At 66.3% G+C, this 16680-nt stretch carries 20 protein-coding genes and 1 riboswitch; of the genes, 4 read left to right on the top strand and 16 right to left on the bottom strand.

The window, feature by feature from the left end:
• Nucleotides 1-47: 47 nt before the first annotated feature.
• The 5 genes from DFP89_RS14180 to cobA all read right to left on the bottom strand — a co-directional run bounded on the left by DFP89_RS14180 (nt 48) and on the right by cobA (nt 3329).
• Nucleotides 48-845: a crotonase/enoyl-CoA hydratase family protein gene (locus DFP89_RS14180; protein WP_114350051.1), complete on the bottom strand. Its 798-nt coding sequence runs from the start codon at nt 843-845 to the stop codon at nt 48-50.
• 5 nt (nt 846-850) lie between these two features.
• The gene (locus DFP89_RS14175) at nt 851-1780 is read right to left on the bottom strand and encodes an AEC family transporter (protein ID WP_114350050.1); all 930 of its coding nucleotides are present in this window, start codon (nt 1778-1780) and stop codon (nt 851-853) included.
• The gene (locus DFP89_RS14170; RefSeq protein WP_114350049.1) at nt 1773-2006 is read right to left on the bottom strand and encodes a sulfurtransferase TusA family protein; all 234 of its coding nucleotides are present in this window, start codon (nt 2004-2006) and stop codon (nt 1773-1775) included. The genes DFP89_RS14175 and DFP89_RS14170 overlap by 8 nt, the downstream gene beginning before the upstream one ends.
• Complete coding sequence (locus DFP89_RS14165; protein ID WP_114350048.1) at nt 2003-2512, bottom strand: DUF2478 domain-containing protein; 510 nt, start codon at nt 2510-2512, stop codon at nt 2003-2005. Before DFP89_RS14165 ends, DFP89_RS14170 begins: the two co-directional genes overlap by 4 nt.
• A gap of 82 nt (nt 2513-2594) precedes the next feature.
• Nucleotides 2595-3329, bottom strand: a complete 735-nt coding sequence (cobA, locus tag DFP89_RS14160; RefSeq protein WP_114350047.1) for a uroporphyrinogen-III C-methyltransferase — start codon at nt 3327-3329, stop codon at nt 2595-2597.
• 120 nt (nt 3330-3449) lie between these two features.
• Here cobA and DFP89_RS14155 point away from each other — a divergent pair, with 120 nt between their 5' ends.
• From DFP89_RS14155 to plsY, 3 genes are read left to right on the top strand one after another with little or no spacing between them, the layout of a single operon-like run.
• Entirely contained in the window at nt 3450-4409 is a 960-nt protein-coding gene (locus DFP89_RS14155) for an aspartate carbamoyltransferase catalytic subunit (RefSeq protein ID WP_114350046.1), read from the top strand.
• Nucleotides 4406-5677, top strand: a complete 1272-nt coding sequence (pyrC, locus tag DFP89_RS14150) for a dihydroorotase (protein ID WP_114350045.1) — start codon at nt 4406-4408, stop codon at nt 5675-5677. Before DFP89_RS14155 ends, pyrC begins: the two co-directional genes overlap by 4 nt.
• Nucleotides 5674-6258 (top strand): glycerol-3-phosphate 1-O-acyltransferase PlsY, encoded by a 585-nt coding sequence (gene plsY, locus DFP89_RS14145; RefSeq protein ID WP_114350044.1) that lies wholly within the window; start codon nt 5674-5676, stop codon nt 6256-6258. The genes pyrC and plsY overlap by 4 nt, the downstream gene beginning before the upstream one ends.
• Nucleotides 6259-6328: 70 nt before the next feature.
• Here plsY and DFP89_RS14140 read toward each other — a convergent pair whose 3' ends face one another.
• The 6 genes from DFP89_RS14140 to DFP89_RS14115 all read right to left on the bottom strand — a co-directional run bounded on the left by DFP89_RS14140 (nt 6329) and on the right by DFP89_RS14115 (nt 10810).
• On the bottom strand, nt 6329-7204 hold the full coding sequence (locus DFP89_RS14140; RefSeq protein WP_114350043.1) for a 3-hydroxybutyryl-CoA dehydrogenase: 876 nt from the start codon (nt 7202-7204) through the stop codon (nt 6329-6331).
• 186 nt (nt 7205-7390) lie between these two features.
• Nucleotides 7391-8317: an electron transfer flavoprotein subunit alpha/FixB family protein gene (locus DFP89_RS14135; protein ID WP_114350042.1), complete on the bottom strand. Its 927-nt coding sequence runs from the start codon at nt 8315-8317 to the stop codon at nt 7391-7393.
• Nucleotides 8317-9075 (bottom strand): electron transfer flavoprotein subunit beta/FixA family protein, encoded by a 759-nt coding sequence (locus DFP89_RS14130; protein ID WP_114350041.1) that lies wholly within the window; start codon nt 9073-9075, stop codon nt 8317-8319. Before DFP89_RS14130 ends, DFP89_RS14135 begins: the two co-directional genes overlap by 1 nt.
• Before the next feature lie 119 nt (nt 9076-9194).
• Nucleotides 9195-9767, bottom strand: a complete 573-nt coding sequence (locus tag DFP89_RS14125) for a cob(I)yrinic acid a,c-diamide adenosyltransferase (RefSeq protein ID WP_114350040.1) — start codon at nt 9765-9767, stop codon at nt 9195-9197.
• On the bottom strand, nt 9767-9967 hold the full coding sequence (locus DFP89_RS14120) for a twin transmembrane helix small protein (RefSeq protein ID WP_114350039.1): 201 nt from the start codon (nt 9965-9967) through the stop codon (nt 9767-9769). The genes DFP89_RS14125 and DFP89_RS14120 overlap by 1 nt, the downstream gene beginning before the upstream one ends.
• A gap of 24 nt (nt 9968-9991) precedes the next feature.
• On the bottom strand, nt 9992-10810 hold the full coding sequence (locus DFP89_RS14115; protein ID WP_114350038.1) for an SDR family NAD(P)-dependent oxidoreductase: 819 nt from the start codon (nt 10808-10810) through the stop codon (nt 9992-9994).
• Nucleotides 10811-10913: 103 nt separating this feature from the next.
• Here DFP89_RS14115 and parC point away from each other — a divergent pair, with 103 nt between their 5' ends.
• The gene (gene parC, locus DFP89_RS14110) at nt 10914-13142 is read left to right on the top strand and encodes a DNA topoisomerase IV subunit A (RefSeq protein WP_114350037.1); all 2229 of its coding nucleotides are present in this window, start codon (nt 10914-10916) and stop codon (nt 13140-13142) included.
• 62 nt (nt 13143-13204) lie between these two features.
• Here the strand turns inward: parC and DFP89_RS20345 are convergent, their stop codons facing one another.
• The 5 genes from DFP89_RS20345 to DFP89_RS14090 form a co-directional block, all read right to left on the bottom strand.
• A complete protein-coding gene (locus tag DFP89_RS20345) occupies nt 13205-13360 on the bottom strand; it encodes a hypothetical protein (protein ID WP_181870343.1) in 156 nt (51 codons plus the stop codon).
• A 146-nt stretch (nt 13361-13506) separates the two neighbouring features.
• Complete coding sequence (locus DFP89_RS14105) at nt 13507-14145, bottom strand: cytochrome b/b6 domain-containing protein (RefSeq protein ID WP_114350036.1); 639 nt, start codon at nt 14143-14145, stop codon at nt 13507-13509.
• A complete protein-coding gene (locus tag DFP89_RS14100) occupies nt 14145-14603 on the bottom strand; it encodes a c-type cytochrome (RefSeq protein WP_114350035.1) in 459 nt (152 codons plus the stop codon). Before DFP89_RS14100 ends, DFP89_RS14105 begins: the two co-directional genes overlap by 1 nt.
• A gap of 367 nt (nt 14604-14970) precedes the next feature.
• Complete coding sequence (cobF, locus tag DFP89_RS14095) at nt 14971-15723, bottom strand: precorrin-6A synthase (deacetylating) (RefSeq protein ID WP_114350063.1); 753 nt, start codon at nt 15721-15723, stop codon at nt 14971-14973.
• A gap of 25 nt (nt 15724-15748) precedes the next feature.
• Entirely contained in the window at nt 15749-16414 is a 666-nt protein-coding gene (locus tag DFP89_RS14090; RefSeq protein ID WP_114350034.1) for an energy-coupling factor ABC transporter permease, read from the bottom strand.
• A gap of 36 nt (nt 16415-16450) precedes the next feature.
• Nucleotides 16451-16649, bottom strand: a riboswitch (cobalamin riboswitch).
• Between the last annotated feature and the right edge of the window lie 31 nt (nt 16650-16680).

Below are 16680 nucleotides of genomic sequence, written 5' to 3'. Positions count from 1 at the left end.
CCGGTCCGGGCATGCCACCCGGACCGCAGGCAGGATCGGCCCGCGAATCAGGCCGGCTTGATCTTGACCCCGGTGCCCTTGGCGAAAGCGTCCAGCCGGCCCTTGGCCGCGTCCTGGGTGTTGACGATGCCCGCCACCATCGCCTCGGCATAGGCGGCGTCGAGGCCAGACATGTTCTGCATATGCGAAATGGCCGAGCAGATGGCGAAATTCGACAGGGGCGTGTTCTGGGCGCAGGCGCGGGCCAGTTCATAGGCCTTGGCCTCGCTGTCGGGGACGCGGTATTGCGCCAGACCCACGCTGACCGCCTCGTCGCCCGAATACAGCCGGCCGGTCAGCATCATGTCGACCATGCGTGCGCGCCCGATCAGGGCCGGGACCCGGATGGTGGCGCCGCCGCCGGTGAACAGCCCGCGCTGGCCCTCGGGCAGGCCGAAATAGGTGGTCTCGTCCATGACCCGGATATGCACCGACGAGGCCAGTTCCAGCCCGCCGCCGACGACCGCGCCCTTCAGCGCCGCGATGACCGGGACGCCGCCATATTCGATCTTGGTGAATGCCTCGTGCCAGCGCAGGCACAGGCGCATGAACTCGGCCGGGCTGCGCTCGGACTGGCCATGTTCGACCAGATCGAGCCCGGCGCAGAAATGCGGCCCCTCGGCGCGCAGGACGACGGCGCGGACGCCCGAGCTCGGCAGGGCCGAGAACAGCGCCACCAGTTCCTCGATGGTTTCGGCGTTCAGGGCATTGCGTTTCGCGGGGCGGTTCAGGGTGACGGTGGCGATGCCGTCCTGATCGACGTGGCACAGCAGGTTATTCAACGCGAGGTCGGCGATATCGGGCATGGGGCTCAGCCTTTCGTGATCCAGTGAATGACGGCGGGAACCGTGGCGATGCTGGCCGCAGTGGAAATCAGGATCGCGGCCGAGACGCGATGCGCCGCCACCCCGAAATGCTGCGACAGGATATAGACATTGCCGGCGACCGGCAGGCTGGCGGCGGCGATCATCACCCCGGCAGCAAAGGGCTCGACGTCAAAGACCAGCAGTGCCGCGACTGCGACGGCCAGCGGATGCAGGACCAGCTTGGCCAGACTTAGCCAAAGGGCCGGTCCCAGCCGTTCGGCCGAACGCTCGGCAAGGCTTGCGCCAATCGCAAACAGCGCCCCGGGCGTGGCCGAGGCCCCCAGCAGGGCCAGATATTCGTCAAGCGGCGCGGGCATCGGCAGATGCAGCTTGGCCCAGACCAGCCCCGCCACCATCGAGACGATCATCGGATTGGCGACAATGCCGCGCAACAGCGGCCACAGCGTCGCCAGCCTGACCCGGCCCTGCCGCGCCATGGTAATCAGCAGCGTGATCAGCGTCGAAAACACCATCATGTCGATGGTCAGCACCATCAGCACCGGCCCCACCGCCAGGGGCCCCAGCAACGCGACCAGCATGGGCACGCCCAGAAAGCCGGTATTGCCGGTCATGGCGACATGCGCCTCCATCGCGGCCTGATCCAGCGGCAGGTCGCGCCATTTCGCGACGCCAAAGGCCAGCGCCCACAAGGCCAGCGAGCCGGTCAGATAGGCCAGCACGAAGCGCAGGTCGAACAGCCGGTCCACGTCCAGCGTGGCGGCAAAGCGAAACAGCATCGCCGAGAGCGCGAAGTAAAAGACGAATTTCGTCAGCCATGCCGTGGCGACGGCGGGAAAGAACCGGGTCTTGCCGGCGATCCATCCGGTCGCGATGACCAGAAAGAAGGGCAGGGTTTTCAGGAAGATCTCAAGCATCCGGCCCGCGCTCGACGGTGAATTCGGTCTCGCCGGGGGCGGGCTCGCGGGTCTCGATCAGGATATGGCCGGATTCGGCGCAGAAATGCGGCACGTCGATCAGCGCCGCGCGGTCGGTGGCGATCAGGGTGACGCGCCCGCCCGGCGGCTGGGCCAGCAGATGCTTGCGCAGCCGCAGCACCGGCAACGGGCACAGCAATCCACGCGCGTCGACCCGCTGGCTCATGCGGCGGCCTGCCTTTGGGCGTGGCACCAGTCCAGAACGGCCTCGGGCGCGACGGGTTCGGCAAGCTCGCCGGCGAATTCGTGGAAGCCCGCAAGCTGTTCGGGCGGCACCGACAGCAGCACCGGAACGCCCTGCGCCAAAGCCTCGGCGATGAAATCGCGAAAACCCCGGCCATAGCATTCCTGCTTGCCGAACTTGTTCACGATGACCAGATCGGCGCCCTTGGCCAGCACGGCCTCGGCCCGGCCCACGGCCTGCGCAAGGGCCCCGGTATCCAGCCGGCAGGCGGTGGCGTGGATGCCCAGCGATTGCGAGATGCGGATCGCGGGGCCCACATCGCCCAGAATGCGCAGGTCCATGTCACAGTCGCGGTCGGGGCCGCGATCCAGATTGTCCTGCACCGCGCCCGCCAGCCGCCAGCCCTGCGCCTGCAATCGGGTGGCGGTGTCGGCCAGCAGCCGGTTGGCGGCGCCGGCCATGTCGTTCACGGTGATAAAGCCCAGCATGTCCGTTCCCTTGTCCGGCCGCCAGAATAGTCCCGGTGACGGCGGGTGCAACATGGGTCTTGGCCCAAAGGCGACGCCGGGGTCAGTCGGTCCGGGCCAATGGCCCGTAAAGGATCAGCGCCGGATTGGGGCTTGGCCCCTCGGCGTCAAGCAGGGCGGCAAGGCCCGCGACACTGGTGCGGACCAGCCGTTGCTGGGGGGTGCCGACGGCCTCGGCCAAAAGGGCCGGGGTTTCGGGCGGCAGGCCGTGTTCGATCAGGGACGCCGCCATGGCAGGAAAGGTGCGCTGGCCCATGAAGACCACGGTCGTCGCGTGATCGTCGGCCAGCGCCGCCCAGTTCTGGTCCTGCGGCAGCCCGCCGGTGACATCGGCTCCGGTCACGAATTGCAGCCGCCGCGCGGTCAGGCGCCGGGTCAGCGGCAGCCCCGCTACCGCCGCCGCCGCCATGGCCGAGGGCACACCGGGCACGATCTCAAAGGGGATGCCGGCCTCGCGGAGCGCGGTCAGCTCCTCTTCTAACCGGCCAAAGACGCCGGAATCGCCCGATTTCAGCCGCACCACATGGCGGCCCGCTTGCGCATGTTCGACCAGCAGCGAATTCACATATTCCTGCTTGGCCGAGGGGCGCCCTGCGCGCTTGCCCACCGCGATGCATTCGGCCTGCGGCCCCGCCTGTTCCAGCACCGGGCCGGAGGCAAGGTCATCATACAGCACCACATCCGCGACCTGCAGGCGGCGAATGGCGCGCAGCGTCAAAAGCTCGGGGTCGCCGGGCCCTGACGAGACGAAACTGACCGTGCCTTTTTTGTCCTTCATGCCCACGCGATGGGGCAAAATTCGCGCCAAGGCAAGGGCCTGCGCGACGCCGACAGCCCGCTTGCCGCCCCGACACGCATTTGCGATAGAGGACGGAACCGAACCGGGGGATCCTTATTCATGTTCCGCGCCCGCCATCTTCTGGGGATCGAGCCGCTGCATCCCGTGGAAATCACCACGCTGCTTGATCTGGCCGAAACCTACGTCGATCTGAACCGCCGCACGGTCAAGCATTCCGATGCCCTGCCCGGGATGACGCAGATCAACATGTTCTTCGAGAACTCGACCCGCACCCAGTCCAGCTTTGAGCTGGCGGGCAAGCGGCTGGGGGCCGATGTGATGAATATGTCCATGCAGAACAGCAGCGTGAAAAAGGGCGAAACCCTGATCGACACCGCGCTGACCCTGAATGCCATGCATCCCGACCTGCTGGTGGTGCGCCATCCGCAATCGGGGGCGGTGGACCTGCTGGCGCAAAAGGTCAATTGCGCGGTCCTGAACGCGGGCGACGGGCGGCACGAACACCCGACGCAGGCGCTGTTGGACGCGCTGACCATCCGCCGCGCCAAGGGCCGGCTGCATCGCCTGACCGTGGCGATCTGCGGCGATATCGCCCATAGCCGGGTCGCGCGTTCGAACCTGTTCCTGCTCGGCAAGATGGAGAACCGCCTGCGCCTTGTCGGCCCCTCGACCCTGATGCCCGCAGGCGCCCGCGATTGGGGCTGCGAAGTCTATGAGGACATGCGCGAGGGGCTGAAGGGCGCCGATGTGGTGATGATGCTGCGGCTTCAGCGCGAAAGGATGGATGGCGGTTTCGTGCCTTCGGAGCGGGAATATTACCACCGCTGGGGGCTGGATGCCGAAAAGCTGGATCTGGCGGCGCCCGATGCCATCGTCATGCATCCCGGTCCGATGAACCGGGGCGTCGAGATCGACGGCACCATCGCCGACGACATCAACCGCAGCGTCATTCAGGATCAGGTCGAAATGGGCGTTGCGGTGCGCATGGCGGCGATGGACCTGCTGGCGCGGAACCTGCGGGCCGAACGCGGCGCGAAAGCCTCGGAGATGATGGCATGATCACGCATTTCCAGAACGCCCGCCTGATCGATCCCGAGGCGCAGACGGACGAGATCGGCACGCTGACCCTGCGCGACGGCCTGATCGAGGCGGTGAATGCCGAGGCCCCGCAGGGCGCCGAGCTGATCGACTGTCAGGGCAAATGCCTGGCCCCCGGCCTGATCGACTGGGGCGTCAAGATCGGCGAGCCGGGCGAGCGGCACAAGGAAAGCTTCCGCAGCGCCGGCCTTGCGGCGGCGGCGGGCGGCGTCACCACGATGATCGTGCGCCCCGATACGCTGCCGCCCATCGACACGCCGGAATCGCTGGAATTCGTCACCCGCCGCGCGGCCGACGCGCCGGTGAACATCCGCCACATGGCAGCCCTGACCCGGGCCCGCGAAGGCCGCGAGATGGTCGAGATGTCCTTCCTGCAGGATGCGGGCGCCATCGCCTTTACCGATGGCGTGCGGGTTGTCGCCGACACCCGCCTGCTGTCGCGCTGCATGACCTATGCGCGCGGCCTTGGCGCGCTGATCGTCGGGCACCCGCAGGAGCCGGGTCTGTCAAAGGGCACGGCGGCGACCAGCGGCAAGTTCGCCTCGCTTTACGGGCTGCCCGCCGTCTCACCCATGGCCGAGGTGATGGGGCTGGACCGCGACCTTGCCTTGGTGGCGATGACCGGCGCGCGCTATCACGCCGACCAGATCACCGTCGCGGCCAGCCTGCCGGCGCTGCGGCGCGCGCGTCAGGCGGGGCTGGACGTGACCGCCGGGGTCTCGATCCATCACCTGACGCTGAACGAATATGACGTCGCGGGCTATCGCACGTTTTTCCGCTTTACCCCGCCTCTGCGCTCCGAGGACGACCGCATCGCCATGATCGAGGCGGTGGCCGAGGGGCTGATCGACACCGTCTCCAGCTTCCACACCCCGCAGGACGAGGAATCGAAGCGCCTGCCCTTTGCCGAGGCCGCACCGGGCGCCGTCGGCCTGCAGACGCTGCTGCCCGCGGCGATGCGGCTTTACCAGCAGGGGGGGCTCAGCCTGCCGCAGCTTTGGCGGGCGATGGCGCTGAACCCGGCGAAACGGCTGGGGCTGGCGGCCGGACGGCTTGGCGCGGGCGCGCCCGCCGATCTGGTGCTCTTCGATCCCGACGCGCCATTCGTGCTGGACCGCTTCACGCTCCGCTCAAAATCCAAGAACACCCCATTTGACGGCGCGCGGATGGAGGGCCGGGTGCTGGGCACCTGGGTCGCCGGCCAGCGCGTTTACGGAGAGACGGCATGACTTTGATCCTTTGGGCCGTGATCGGCTATCTGCTCGGCTCGGTTCCCTTCGGGATCGTCATCACAAGGGTGCTGGGTCTGGGCGATCTGCGCCAGATCGGCTCGGGCAATATCGGCGCGACCAATGTGCTGCGCACCGGCAACAAACCCGCCGCGCTGGCGACGCTTTTGCTGGATTCGGGCAAGGGTGCCATCGCCGTGTTGCTTGCGCGCGCGCTTGCCGGCGAGGACGCTGCGCTGATCGCGGGGGCGGCGGCCTTTCTGGGCCATCTCTATCCGGTCTGGCTGGGTTTCAAGGGCGGCAAGGGGGTCGCGACCTTCCTTGGCACGCTTCTGGCGCTGGACTGGCGGCTTGGCCTTGCGGCCTGTGCGATCTGGCTGGTGACGGCGCTGGTGACGCGAATCTCGTCGCTTTCGGCGCTGGTCGCGGCGGTGCTGTCGCCTCTGGTCGCGCTCTGGCTGGATGGGCCGCGCATGGCGCTGGTCCTTGCGTTCATGGCGGTGCTGATCTTCATCCGCCACCACGCCAATATCGCCCGCATCAAGGACGGGACCGAACCAAAGATCGGCAAGAAGGCCTGATCTCTTTCATGCCCAAGTATCCTCGGGGGTCCGGGGGCAGACAGCCCCCGGTCTTGGTGATGATCCGAACCTAGCGCGTCGGCACCGGCACCTCGCCGGAATAGTCATAGAAGCCACGCCCGGTCTTGCGGCCCAGCCAGCCGGCCTCGACATATTTCACTAGGAGAGGGCAGGGGCGGTATTTGCTGTCAGCGAGCCCGTCATAAAGCACGTTCATGATCGCAAGGCAGGTGTCCAGACCGATGAAATCGCCCAGCTCCAGCGGGCCCATGGGCCAGTTCGCGCCCAGCTTCATCGACTGGTCGATGGATTTGACCGAGCCGACGCCTTCGTAAAGCGTATAGACCGCCTCGTTGATCATCGGGATCAGGATGCGGTTGACGATGAAGGCGGGGAAATCCTCGGCGCTGGCGGCGGTCTTGCCGATCCTTTCGACGACGCCCAGCATGGTCTCGTAGGTTTCCTGATCGGTGGCGATGCCGCGGATCAGCTCGACCAGTTGCATGACCGGCACCGGGTTCATGAAGTGGAAGCCCATGAACTTGCCCGGCCGGTCGGTGCGGCTGGCCAGCCGCGTGATCGAGATCGACGAGGTGTTCGAGGTCAGGATCGTGGTCGGTTTCAGATGCGGAAGCAGGTCCTCGAAGATGGCCTGCTTGACGGTCTCGCGCTCGGTCGCGGCCTCGATGATCAGGTCGGTCTTGCCCAGATCGGCAAGCTGCATCGTGGTCGAGATGCGGGCCATGGCGGCGGCCTTTTCCTCGGCCGAAATCTTGCCGCGGCCGACCTGACGCTCGATATTGCGGTCGATCAGAGCCACCGCCTGATCCAGTGCGTCGCGCGAGATGTCGGTCATCAGCACGTCGTAACCCGCCAATGCAAAGACATGCGCGATGCCATTGCCCATCTGCCCGGCGCCGACGACGCCCACCGATTGAATTGCCATGATCCGTCTCCGCTTGGTTGCGGTGAAGATAGGGGCAGGCCGGGGGCGGGTTCAATGTGAAATTGAGGCTGGGCGAAACTGAGGCTGGGGCGAATGGCCGCGGCGTTATCCGGGCGGCGGGGTGGGGCGGGGGCTCTGCCCCCACGCCGTCGGCGTCCCCCCGGGATATTTGAACATGAAAGAAGCTCAGAGCTTCTCGGTCAATTCCGGCAGCACGGTAAAGAGATCGCCGACCAGGCCGTAATCGGCGATCTGGAAGATCGGGGCTTCTTCGTCCTTGTTGATGGCGACGATGACCTTGCTGTCCTTCATCCCGGCAAGGTGCTGGATCGCACCCGAGATGCCGACGGCGACGTAAAGCTCGGGTGCCACGACCTTGCCGGTCTGGCCGACCTGCCAGTCATTCGGCGCATAGCCCGAATCGACCGCCGCGCGCGAGGCGCCGACGGCGGCCCCGAGCTTGTCGGCCAGCTTTTCGATGATCTCGAAGCTTTCCTTGGAGCCGACACCACGCCCGCCCGAGACCACGCGCTTGGCCGAGGTCAGTTCGGGGCGGTCGCTTTCGGCGACCTCGTCGGCGACCCAGGCCGAGAGGCCCGGATCAGCGGCCGGGGCGGCATCCGCGACCGCAGCCGCGCCGTCTTCGCCCGCCGCGTCAAAGCTGGCGGTGCGGACGGTGAAGACCTTTTTGGCGTCTTTCGATTTCACCGTCTGGATGGCGTTGCCGGCATAGATCGGGCGCTCGAACGTGTCGGCGTCGATCACGGCCGAAACATCCGAGATCACCATCGCATCCAGCAGGGCCGCGACGCGGGGCATGACGTTTTTCGCATCCGTCGTCGCCGGGGCGGCGATGTGGCTGTAATCGCCTGCCAGCGACACGATCAGCGCCGCTGTCGGCTCGGCCAGGCGGTGGCCGTAAAGCGCGTTCTCGGCGACCAGAACCTTGCTGACCCCGTCGATCTTGGCGGCCTCGGCAGCGGCGGCCTGGGCCGAGGCGCCGGCGCAAAGCACGGTCACATCGCCCAGGGATTTCACCGCGCCCACGGCCTTGGCCGTCGCGTCGCGGTTCAGTTCGCCATTGGTGACTTCACCCAGCAGAAGAACAGCCATCAGATCACCCCCGCTTCTTTGAGTTTGCCGACCAGCTCATCGACCGAGCCGACCTTGATCCCGGCCTTGCGGCCTTCGGGTTCGCGGGTCGAGACGACTTCGAGGCGCGGGCTGGCATCGACGCCGTAATCGGCGGGCGTCTTTTCATCCAGCGGCTTTTTCTTGGCCTTCATGATATTCGGCAGCGACGCATAGCGCGGCTCATTGAGGCGCAGGTCGGCGGTCACCACGGTGGGCAGCGCGACCTCGATGGTCTGCAGCCCGCCATCGACTTCGCGGGTGACTTTCGCCTTGCCGCCGTCGATTTCCAGCTTGCTGGCAAAGGTCGCCTGACCCCAGCCCAAGAGCGCCGCCAGCATCTGGCCGGTCGCGTTCATGTCATTGTCGATGGCCTGCTTGCCGGCGATGACCAGCTCGGTGCCCTCGGCCTTGGCGACCGCAGCAAGGATCTTGGCGACGGCCAGCGGCTCGATGTCCTGATGCACGTCATCGGCGGCGACGACCAGAATGGCGCGGTCGGCGCCCATGGCCAGCGCGGTGCGCAGGGTTTCGGCCGCCTGCTTGACGCCAATGGAAACCGCGATGACTTCTTCGGCCTTGCCGGCCTCTTTCAGACGGATCGCCTCTTCGACCGCGATCTCGTCAAACGGGTTCATGGACATCTTGACGTTTGCAAGATCGACACCGGACCCGTCAGCCTTCACACGGGCTTTCACGTTGTAGTCGATCACGCGCTTCACTGGCACGAGAACCTTCATGGCCTCTCCCCTTTGGTTGCGTCACCTGTTCGAGGCGTTTGTTAGCGGGCCATGACCCGCAATGACAGGGAAAAATCGTCGGTTACGCCCTGTTACGCAACGATCCTGTCATGTTGACGCTAACGGCTGGCGCCGGGCACCCAAAGGATGTCCTGCGCGCCCATGTCATTGGCGACGCGGCCGGCGACGAAGAGCCAGTCCGACAGCCGGTTCAGATACTTGAGGGCTGCGGGATTGGCGTCCTCATGCGCGGCAAGGGCGACTGCGGCGCGCTCGGCCCGTCGCGCCACGGTCCGGCACAGGTGCAGATGCGCGGAAAGCGCGCTGCCGCCCGGCAGGATGAAGCTGCGCAGCGGGCTGAGGCCGGCATTCATCGCGTCGATTTCCGTTTCCAGCCGCTGGACCTGCGATTCGATGATGCGCAGGACGGGATAGGGGGCGTCGGCGTCGCGATCCATCTGCGGGCGCGACAGGTCCGCGCCAAGGTCGAACAGATCGTTCTGGATCACCGCGATCTGCGCGGCCAGATCGCCGCTTGCATGCAGGCGGGCAAGGCCCAGCGTGGCGTTCAGCTCATCGACGGTGCCGTAGGCCTCGACCCGCAGGGAATGCTTGGGCACGCGCTGGCCGTCCGACAATGCGGTCTCGCCCTTGTCGCCGGTGCGGGTATAGATGCGGTTCAGGACAACCATCAGCCGCCCCTGACCCACAGATACAGCATGAAGACCGCGATCGCGACGGCCTGCGCGATCAGGCGCCAGCGCATCATGCGGTTGCCGTGCTTGCGGTTGAATTCGCCGCCCTTGGCAAAGCCGCCAATGCCGATGGCAAGGATCACCACCACCGCAAGGCAGCAGATCACGAGCAGGTAGAACAGGGGTTTGTCTTGCATGGGCAGGGCCTTTCGCCGGTTAACCTAGCTGCGGCGCGCAAACCAGTCCAGTGCGCGCGTCGAAAGCAGCCGCCGCCCGATCCCGGCGATCCAGGTGGGCGTGGTGACGTAATAGCGCGGGCGCGGGTTCGCGCTTTCCAGCGCCAGCGCGATCTTTTCGCTGACGGCGCGGGGCGGCAGCTCGAAGCGGTCCTTTTTCGCTGACGGCTCGTAAAGGCGTTTCAGCAGCGTCTGGCGGTATTGATCCGCGCGCGCGCTGGACTGCCAGTCGATCCAAGCCTCGAAATGCGGGATCGAGTTCGCCCGGATGCGCGTGCCGATGGGGCCCGGCTCGATCAGCACCAGCCGGACGGGCGTGTCGGCCATCTCGACGCGCAGCACGTCGGTCAGACCCTCCAGCGCGAATTTCGTCGCCACATAGGCGCCGCGCCACGGAATCCCGGCCAGCCCGAGGACCGAGCTGATATTGATCACCCGCCCGCCATGCTGGCGGAAATGCGGCAGGAAATGCCGGGTCAGGTCGTGGGTGCCGAACAGGTTCGCCTCGAATATGGCGCGCAGGGCGCCGCGCGGCAGGTCCTCGGCGGCACCGGGGATGGCGAAGGCGGCGTTGTTGACCAGCGCATCGACCGGGCCAAGCGCCAGCGCATCGCGGGCGCAGCGGGCGACGCTGTCTTCATCGGCCAGTTCCAGATGCAGGGTCTCGAACCCTTCGTCGCGGCGGGCCTGAATGTCGGCCTCCTTGCGGCAGGTGGCGATGACGCGCCAGCCGCGCGCGCGCATGTGATGGGCGGCGTCCAGCCCGATGCCTGACGAACAGCCGGTGATCAGAACGGTCTTCATGCACGCCCCCTTTTGATGCGGCGGTTCTGGGCCATGGCGGGGCGCCGCGCAAGCCGCGCTTTTCCGGCTGGACCGAAGCCCCGCGCCGCCCTATTCACAGGCCATGTCCGACGATCCGACCATCCCCGATCCCAGCGCGGGTCAGACCGTATCCGAGCCGCTGTCGCGTGCCATCGGCGAGCGTTACCTGACCTATGCGCTTTCCACGATCATGCACCGCGCGCTGCCCGATGCCCGCGACGGGCTCAAGCCCGTGCATCGCCGCATCCTTTACGCGATGCGCGAACTCAGGCTGTCGCCCACCGGCGCCTTCCGCAAATCGGCCAAGATCACCGGCGACGTGATGGGCAACTATCACCCGCATGGCGATGCGGCGATCTATGATGCGATGGCGCGTCTGGCGCAGCCCTTTGCCATGCGCTACCCGCTGGTCGACGGTCAGGGCAATTTCGGCAATATCGACGGCGACAACCCCGCCGCCAGCCGCTATACCGAGGCCCGCCTGACCGCCGCCGCCGAAGCCCTGATGGAGGGGCTGGCCGAGGACGCGGTCGATTTCCGCCCGAACTATGACGGCACTCTGGAAGAGCCGGTGGTCCTGCCCGCCGCCTTTCCGAACCTTTTGTGCAACGGCGCCAGCGGCATTGCCGTGGGGATGGCGACGAACGTGCCGCCCCATAACCTGCACGAGGTGATCGACGCCTGCCTGCATCTGATCAAGTCCCCCGATGCCCGCGACGAGACGCTGGTCTCGATCATCCCCGGCCCGGATTTCCCGACGGGCGGCGTGCTGGTCGAGGATCGCGCCACCATCGCCGAGGCTTACCGGACCGGGCGTGGCAGCCTGCGCCTGCGCGCGCGCTGGAATGTCGAGGATCTGGGCCGTGGCCAATGGCAGATCGTCGTCACCGAGATCCCCTATCAGGTGCAGAAATCCAAGCTGATCGAGCGGCTGGCCGAGCTGATCCAGACCAAGAAGGTGCCGATCCTTGCCGATGTCCGCGACGAATCCGCCGAGGATATCCGCATCGTGCTGGAGCCCCGCGCGCGCTCGGTCGATGCCGAGCAGCTGATGGCGGCGCTGTTTCGGGTCTCGGACCTCGAGATCCGTTTCGGGCTGAACATGAACGTGCTGATCGACGGCCGCGTGCCCAAGGTCTGCTCGCTGAAAGAGGTGCTGCGCGCCTTCCTTGACCACCGCCGCGAGGTGCTGGTCCGGCGCGCGAATTTCCGGCTGGAGAAGATCGCGGCGCGGCTTGAGGTGCTGGAAGGCTATATGATCGCCTTCCTGAACCTTGACCGGGTGATCGAGATCATCCGCTACGAAGAGGACCCGAAATCGGTCATGATGGCCGAATTCAAGCTGTCCGAGGTTCAGGTCGAGGCGATCCTGAACATGCGCCTGCGTGCGCTGCGCAAGCTTGAGGAAATGGAGCTGCGGGCCGAGCACGAGAACCTGACCAGGGAACGCGAGGCGCTGGCCGCCATGCTGTCCGATGAGGGCAGCCAGTGGTCCCGCATCGCCGAGGAACTGCGCGAGACGCGCGGCAAGTTCGGCAAATCCGCCCCCGGAGGGTTGCGCCGGACCGAGATCGGCGAAGCCGGCGACGTGGCCGAGATCGACATGGATTCGATGATCGAGCGCGAGCCGGTCACCGTCATCCTGTCCAAGATGGGCTGGATCCGTGCCATGAAGGGCCACCAGCCGCTGGATGCCGAAGTCAAGTTCAAGGATGGCGACGGCCCGTTCCTGGCGCTGCATGCCGAGACGACCGACAAGCTGATGATCTTTGGCGCCAATGGCCGCTTCTATACCCTGCCGGCGAACAACCTGCCCGGCGGGCGCGGCATGGGCGAACCCTTGCGGCTGATGATCGACCTGCCCAACGACGCCGCCGTGATTGACCTCTTTCCGTGGCGGGACGGTGCGCGCTATCTGGTCGCCTCAAAGGCCGGCGACGGCTTCATCGTCGGCGCGGGCGACATCATGGCGCAGACCCGCTCGGGCAAGCAGGTGCTGAACGGCGATGCGCTGCTGTGCCGCCCGGTCAGCGGCGATCATGTCGCCGTGGTGGGCGAGAACCGCAAGCTGCTGGTCTTCCCCTTGGACGAGCTGCCCGAAATGGGCCGCGGCAAGGGCGTGCGGCTGCAGAAGTTCAAGGATGGCGGGCTGTCGGATGCAGTCTGCATCACCCTGGCCGAGGGGCTGCGCTGGCAGGAAAGCGGCGGGCGCACCCGCAGCGAGCCGGACCTGACCGCATGGCTGGGCAAGCGGGCGGGTGCCGGCTACATGGCCCCGCGCGGTTTCCCGCGCGACAACAAGTTCAACTGAATCTTTCTCCGAGCGGGTAGGAAAGCACAAGGGCGGCATGGATGCCGCCCTTTGCATTCCCGTCAGACGCTGCCCTTGGGCGCCTTGATCACCGGTTTCTCGGTGCTCGTCGTTGCCGAAACGTCATGCGGCTTGTTCTTTCCGGCGCATTCGGCAAAGGCCGGAAGCGCGGTCAGCGACAAGGTCAACGCGGCAAGTGCAGCGGTAAGCTTTGTCATGCGTCATGCTCCTTTCGTGGTTGCAACACGTCGGGACGGCAGCGTCAGGGGTGCGTGAACGGTGACGCCCCAAGACTCAGGCGCTGTTCCCCCTTGACCACCGTTCCTACAGGCTGCCACGGTGGCGCGATTCGATCAATATTATGTCAGCGCCCGGTCCGTTCACCTTCGGGTGTAGGCCGGTCGCCGCCGATTGCCCGGGCGATCTCCTCGGGCAGCTCCTTTTCGCCGGTCAGCATCGGGGTCACCAGATCCTCATGCTTCCAGTAGCGATAGAACAGGATCATGGCGATATGCAGCACGACCAGAAGCAGGATCAGGTTCGCGCCCAGCTCGTGCAGGCCCACCGCGGTGCTGCGGGTCGAACTGGCGACATATTTCGCCAAGGGCCCCACATTGATGTAATCGTCGGGGTCCGAGATCAGCCCGGTGGTGACCTGTGCCGCCAGCACCGCCAGCATGGCGATGACCGAAAGCGCCCCCAGCGGGTTATGGCCGGGCCAATAGCTGGGCTGGCGCAGGAACATGTGGCTGGCATAGTCGCGGATCGCGCCCGGTCCGCGCAGGAAATGCGAAAACCGTGCCGGGGCGGGGCCGACAAAGCCCCAGACCAGCCGAAAGATCAGCAAGCCGGTGATGGCATAGCCGCTCCAGAAATGCAGGGTCATTTTCGCGGGCCCGAACTGGCCTAGGCACCAGCTCAGGATCACGAAAAAGGCCAGGGACCAGTGGAACCCGCGCAGCAGCGGGTCCCACAGCCGGATCTTGCGCGGCCCGCCGGCCATCAGCTTTTTTCGCGATACTTGTCGTGGCAGGCCTTGCAGGCTTCACCCAGCTTGCCCACCACCGGGCCGACATTTTCGGCACCGCCCTTGACCGCCTCAGAGGCGCCGGTTGCAGCCTCGCCCAGACCGGCGAACTTTGCCCGGAAATCGTCCAGATTGGCCCAGATGTCGGGTTTCGCGGCGCTGTCCTCGGCCTTGCCGGATTCGCTGCCTTCGATGAACAGGCTGGGCAGGTTGTATTTCGTCAGCGCCTCGATATTGGCGGCGGCGGTGCTGGCGGCGGCCTCGTCATAGGCGATGTCGCCCTTGGCCATGCCGGCCAGCGTGCCCATGTTGATCGCCAGCATCTGGTAGAAACCGTGCCGGGCCTCGACGGCCTGATGGATCGGGTCGTCATCCTGCGCAAGGACCGTTAGTGGCAGCGCGGCAATGGCAGCGGCGGTCAGGATAAGGCGCATGTCGTCGTTCCTTTCATGTGGCGTATGGCTGCATTCGTGGATCGCGTCCGCCCAGATTTGCACAGTCGCGCAATTCTGCCAACGCAGCGTTTCATGCCAATTGCGTGAAGCCTGTGCGCCGGGACGATATTTCATGTCGGGAACGGACAGTTTTCGGGCGCTTGCGCCGGATCTGACCAATAAGCGGGCAGATATCCCAGCAGGATGCGCGGAATGCAGGTTTTTGCTTGTGCGATGCTGCGTCGCGGCACAGGCTGAGGGGGACGGGACCGCATTTCCGTCCCCCGCCGCACGGGGTCGTGCCGACAGTGACCGCCGTTCATGCCGCGTCTCTCCTCCCTCCGCGCGGGCATGGACGGCGGGCTTTTCAGCGGCTGACGCGCTCCAGCAGATAGATGTCCATGATCCAGCCATGGCGGGCGCGGGCATCAGTTCGCGCGGCGATGATTTCGGGGCCGGTGCTGGCCAAGGGGCCATGCATCAGGATCTGTTCCGGCATGGCCAGAAATGCCCCCCACCAGATGGTCACGCCCTTGGGGTCAAGGCTTTGAAACGCGCAATCGCCGTCCAGCATGACCACGATGCGGTCCACGCCTGCGGGCCAGCCATGGTCGCGCAATTGCCGGCCGGTGGTGATCTGGACCGGGGCGCCGACGGCGTTCAGGGGGATGGCATGGGCGGCGCACAGCGCCTGAATGGCGGTGATGCCGGGGATGACCCGGAGGGTCAGCGGCAGGGTCAGCCGTTCGGCGATGCGCAGGGTGCTGTCGTAAAGCGAGGGATCGCCCCAGACCAGCAGCGCCACCTTGCCCGATGCCTGCGGCAGATGGGCGCCGATCGCGGCCTGCCAGCTTTCGGCGATGGCATCGTGCCAGCGGCTGACGCCATGCTTGTAATCGGGGTCATCTGCGTCGCGTCGCGGCAGGTCGAATTCGACGATCCGCGTCTGCGGCCCGGCATGGCGCTCGCAGATGGCGCGGCGCAGCCCGGCCAGATCCTCTTTCCGGGCGCCTTTCAGCGGGATCAGGATCAGATCGGCGGCGGCGATTTCCGCCACCGCCTGCAGGCTCAGGTGATCAGGATTGCCGGTCCCGATCCCGATCAGGGTCAGTTCGATCATCTGGATCGCGGCCGGCGCGGGCGCCTTATGCAAACAGCCGCGAGGTGACCAGCCCGCTGTCTTTCAGCCCGCGCAGCGATTTCGCGCCGGCCAGAACCGCCAGATCGACCAGCGGCTCGATCAGGACGACCAGCATATAGGCCGCGCCAAAGGTCGCGATGCCGCCGATCCCGGCCAGACCCTGACCATAGATCGCCCAAAAGGCGACCCAGACCACAACGCCGCCCTGATAGGCGGTCGACAGCGCGAAGGCCTGTCCATAGCTCAGGTCCACATAGGCGGTGCCCGGCGCGATGATGCGGCGCGCCAAGGCCTGCAGCGCGAACAGCGGCACCAAGAGCGTGGTCATGTTCATGCCGTATTGCGGCAGATCGAAGGGCGCGAAGAACAGCCCCTGAAGCGCCAGCGCCAGCGCCAGCCCGATGGCGGCGGGCGCCGCGCCGAACAGCAGAAACAGCGTCGAGCCAAGGATGAAATGCACCTCGGAGACGCCGACCGGGAAATGCGGCAGGATCTGGAAAAAGCTGAAGGCCAGCGCCGTGGTCAGCACACTGCGCCCGGCAAGCGAGGGCAGGCCGCCCTGACGCAGGCTTTGCCAGGCCAGTTTCGCGGCATAGACCCCCGCCCCGGCGGCGGTGACATAGCTGAGGGCGATCTTGGCGCCGGTGACGATTCCGGGTTCGATATGCATGTTCTTCTTCTCCTGTTGCCGTCACACCCGACGGCGATTGGCGTTGTCCTGACGGCCGGTCTCCTGGCTCGCGGGTCAGGGCGTGGCCTCGGCCTTCCCGGGCGGGGGCGCCCAGTGGCATTGTCGAAGCACGCTCTCCGCTTACAGTCGCGGGGGCGGCTGGGGCTTGGAACCCCATTCCCGATTAAGCCCGACGCAGGACGTCTTGCGGGCACCGATCAGGGTTTCAGCTAAATGCCATCGCGGGGCCGGGGTCAAGGACGGGG

Origin of the sequence: Paracoccus lutimaris (assembly GCF_003337565.1) — a bacterium.
Lineage (GTDB): Bacteria > Pseudomonadota > Alphaproteobacteria > Rhodobacterales > Rhodobacteraceae > Paracoccus > Paracoccus lutimaris.
The sequence above is the reverse complement of the archived record's forward strand: the minus strand, read 5'-3'. Positions and strand labels throughout refer to the sequence as shown.

What these genes read in the sequence shown, in the direction of transcription:
- DFP89_RS14175 (WP_114350050.1), bottom strand. Translation starts at nt 1,780, where the DNA reads ATGCTTGAGATCTTCCTGAAAACCCTGCCCTTCTTTCTGGTCATCGCG.
- DFP89_RS14115 (WP_114350038.1), bottom strand. Translation starts at nt 10,810, where the DNA reads ATGAAGACCGTTCTGATCACCGGCTGTTCGTCAGGCATCGGGCTGGAC.
- DFP89_RS14125 (WP_114350040.1), bottom strand. Translation starts at nt 9,767, where the DNA reads ATGGTTGTCCTGAACCGCATCTATACCCGCACCGGCGACAAGGGCGAG.
- plsY (WP_114350044.1), top strand. Translation starts at nt 5,674, where the DNA reads ATGACTTTGATCCTTTGGGCCGTGATCGGCTATCTGCTCGGCTCGGTT.
- DFP89_RS14140 (WP_114350043.1), bottom strand. Translation starts at nt 7,204, where the DNA reads ATGGCAATTCAATCGGTGGGCGTCGTCGGCGCCGGGCAGATGGGCAAT.
- DFP89_RS14155 (WP_114350046.1), top strand. Translation starts at nt 3,450, where the DNA reads ATGTTCCGCGCCCGCCATCTTCTGGGGATCGAGCCGCTGCATCCCGTG.
- DFP89_RS14170 (WP_114350049.1), bottom strand. Translation starts at nt 2,006, where the DNA reads ATGAGCCAGCGGGTCGACGCGCGTGGATTGCTGTGCCCGTTGCCGGTG.
- DFP89_RS14105 (WP_114350036.1), bottom strand. Translation starts at nt 14,145, where the DNA reads ATGGCCGGCGGGCCGCGCAAGATCCGGCTGTGGGACCCGCTGCTGCGC.
- DFP89_RS14090 (WP_114350034.1), bottom strand. Translation starts at nt 16,414, where the DNA reads ATGCATATCGAACCCGGAATCGTCACCGGCGCCAAGATCGCCCTCAGC.
- DFP89_RS14165 (WP_114350048.1), bottom strand. Translation starts at nt 2,512, where the DNA reads ATGCTGGGCTTTATCACCGTGAACGACATGGCCGGCGCCGCCAACCGG.
- DFP89_RS14120 (WP_114350039.1), bottom strand. Translation starts at nt 9,967, where the DNA reads ATGCAAGACAAACCCCTGTTCTACCTGCTCGTGATCTGCTGCCTTGCG.
- pyrC (WP_114350045.1), top strand. Translation starts at nt 4,406, where the DNA reads ATGATCACGCATTTCCAGAACGCCCGCCTGATCGATCCCGAGGCGCAG.
- DFP89_RS14130 (WP_114350041.1), bottom strand. Translation starts at nt 9,075, where the DNA reads ATGAAGGTTCTCGTGCCAGTGAAGCGCGTGATCGACTACAACGTGAAA.
- DFP89_RS14135 (WP_114350042.1), bottom strand. Translation starts at nt 8,317, where the DNA reads ATGGCTGTTCTTCTGCTGGGTGAAGTCACCAATGGCGAACTGAACCGC.
- cobA (WP_114350047.1), bottom strand. Translation starts at nt 3,329, where the DNA reads ATGAAGGACAAAAAAGGCACGGTCAGTTTCGTCTCGTCAGGGCCCGGC.
- DFP89_RS14180 (WP_114350051.1), bottom strand. Translation starts at nt 845, where the DNA reads ATGCCCGATATCGCCGACCTCGCGTTGAATAACCTGCTGTGCCACGTC.
- DFP89_RS20345 (WP_181870343.1), bottom strand. Translation starts at nt 13,360, where the DNA reads ATGACAAAGCTTACCGCTGCACTTGCCGCGTTGACCTTGTCGCTGACC.
- cobF (WP_114350063.1), bottom strand. Translation starts at nt 15,723, where the DNA reads ATGATCGAACTGACCCTGATCGGGATCGGGACCGGCAATCCTGATCAC.
- parC (WP_114350037.1), top strand. Translation starts at nt 10,914, where the DNA reads ATGTCCGACGATCCGACCATCCCCGATCCCAGCGCGGGTCAGACCGTA.
- DFP89_RS14100 (WP_114350035.1), bottom strand. Translation starts at nt 14,603, where the DNA reads ATGCGCCTTATCCTGACCGCCGCTGCCATTGCCGCGCTGCCACTAACG.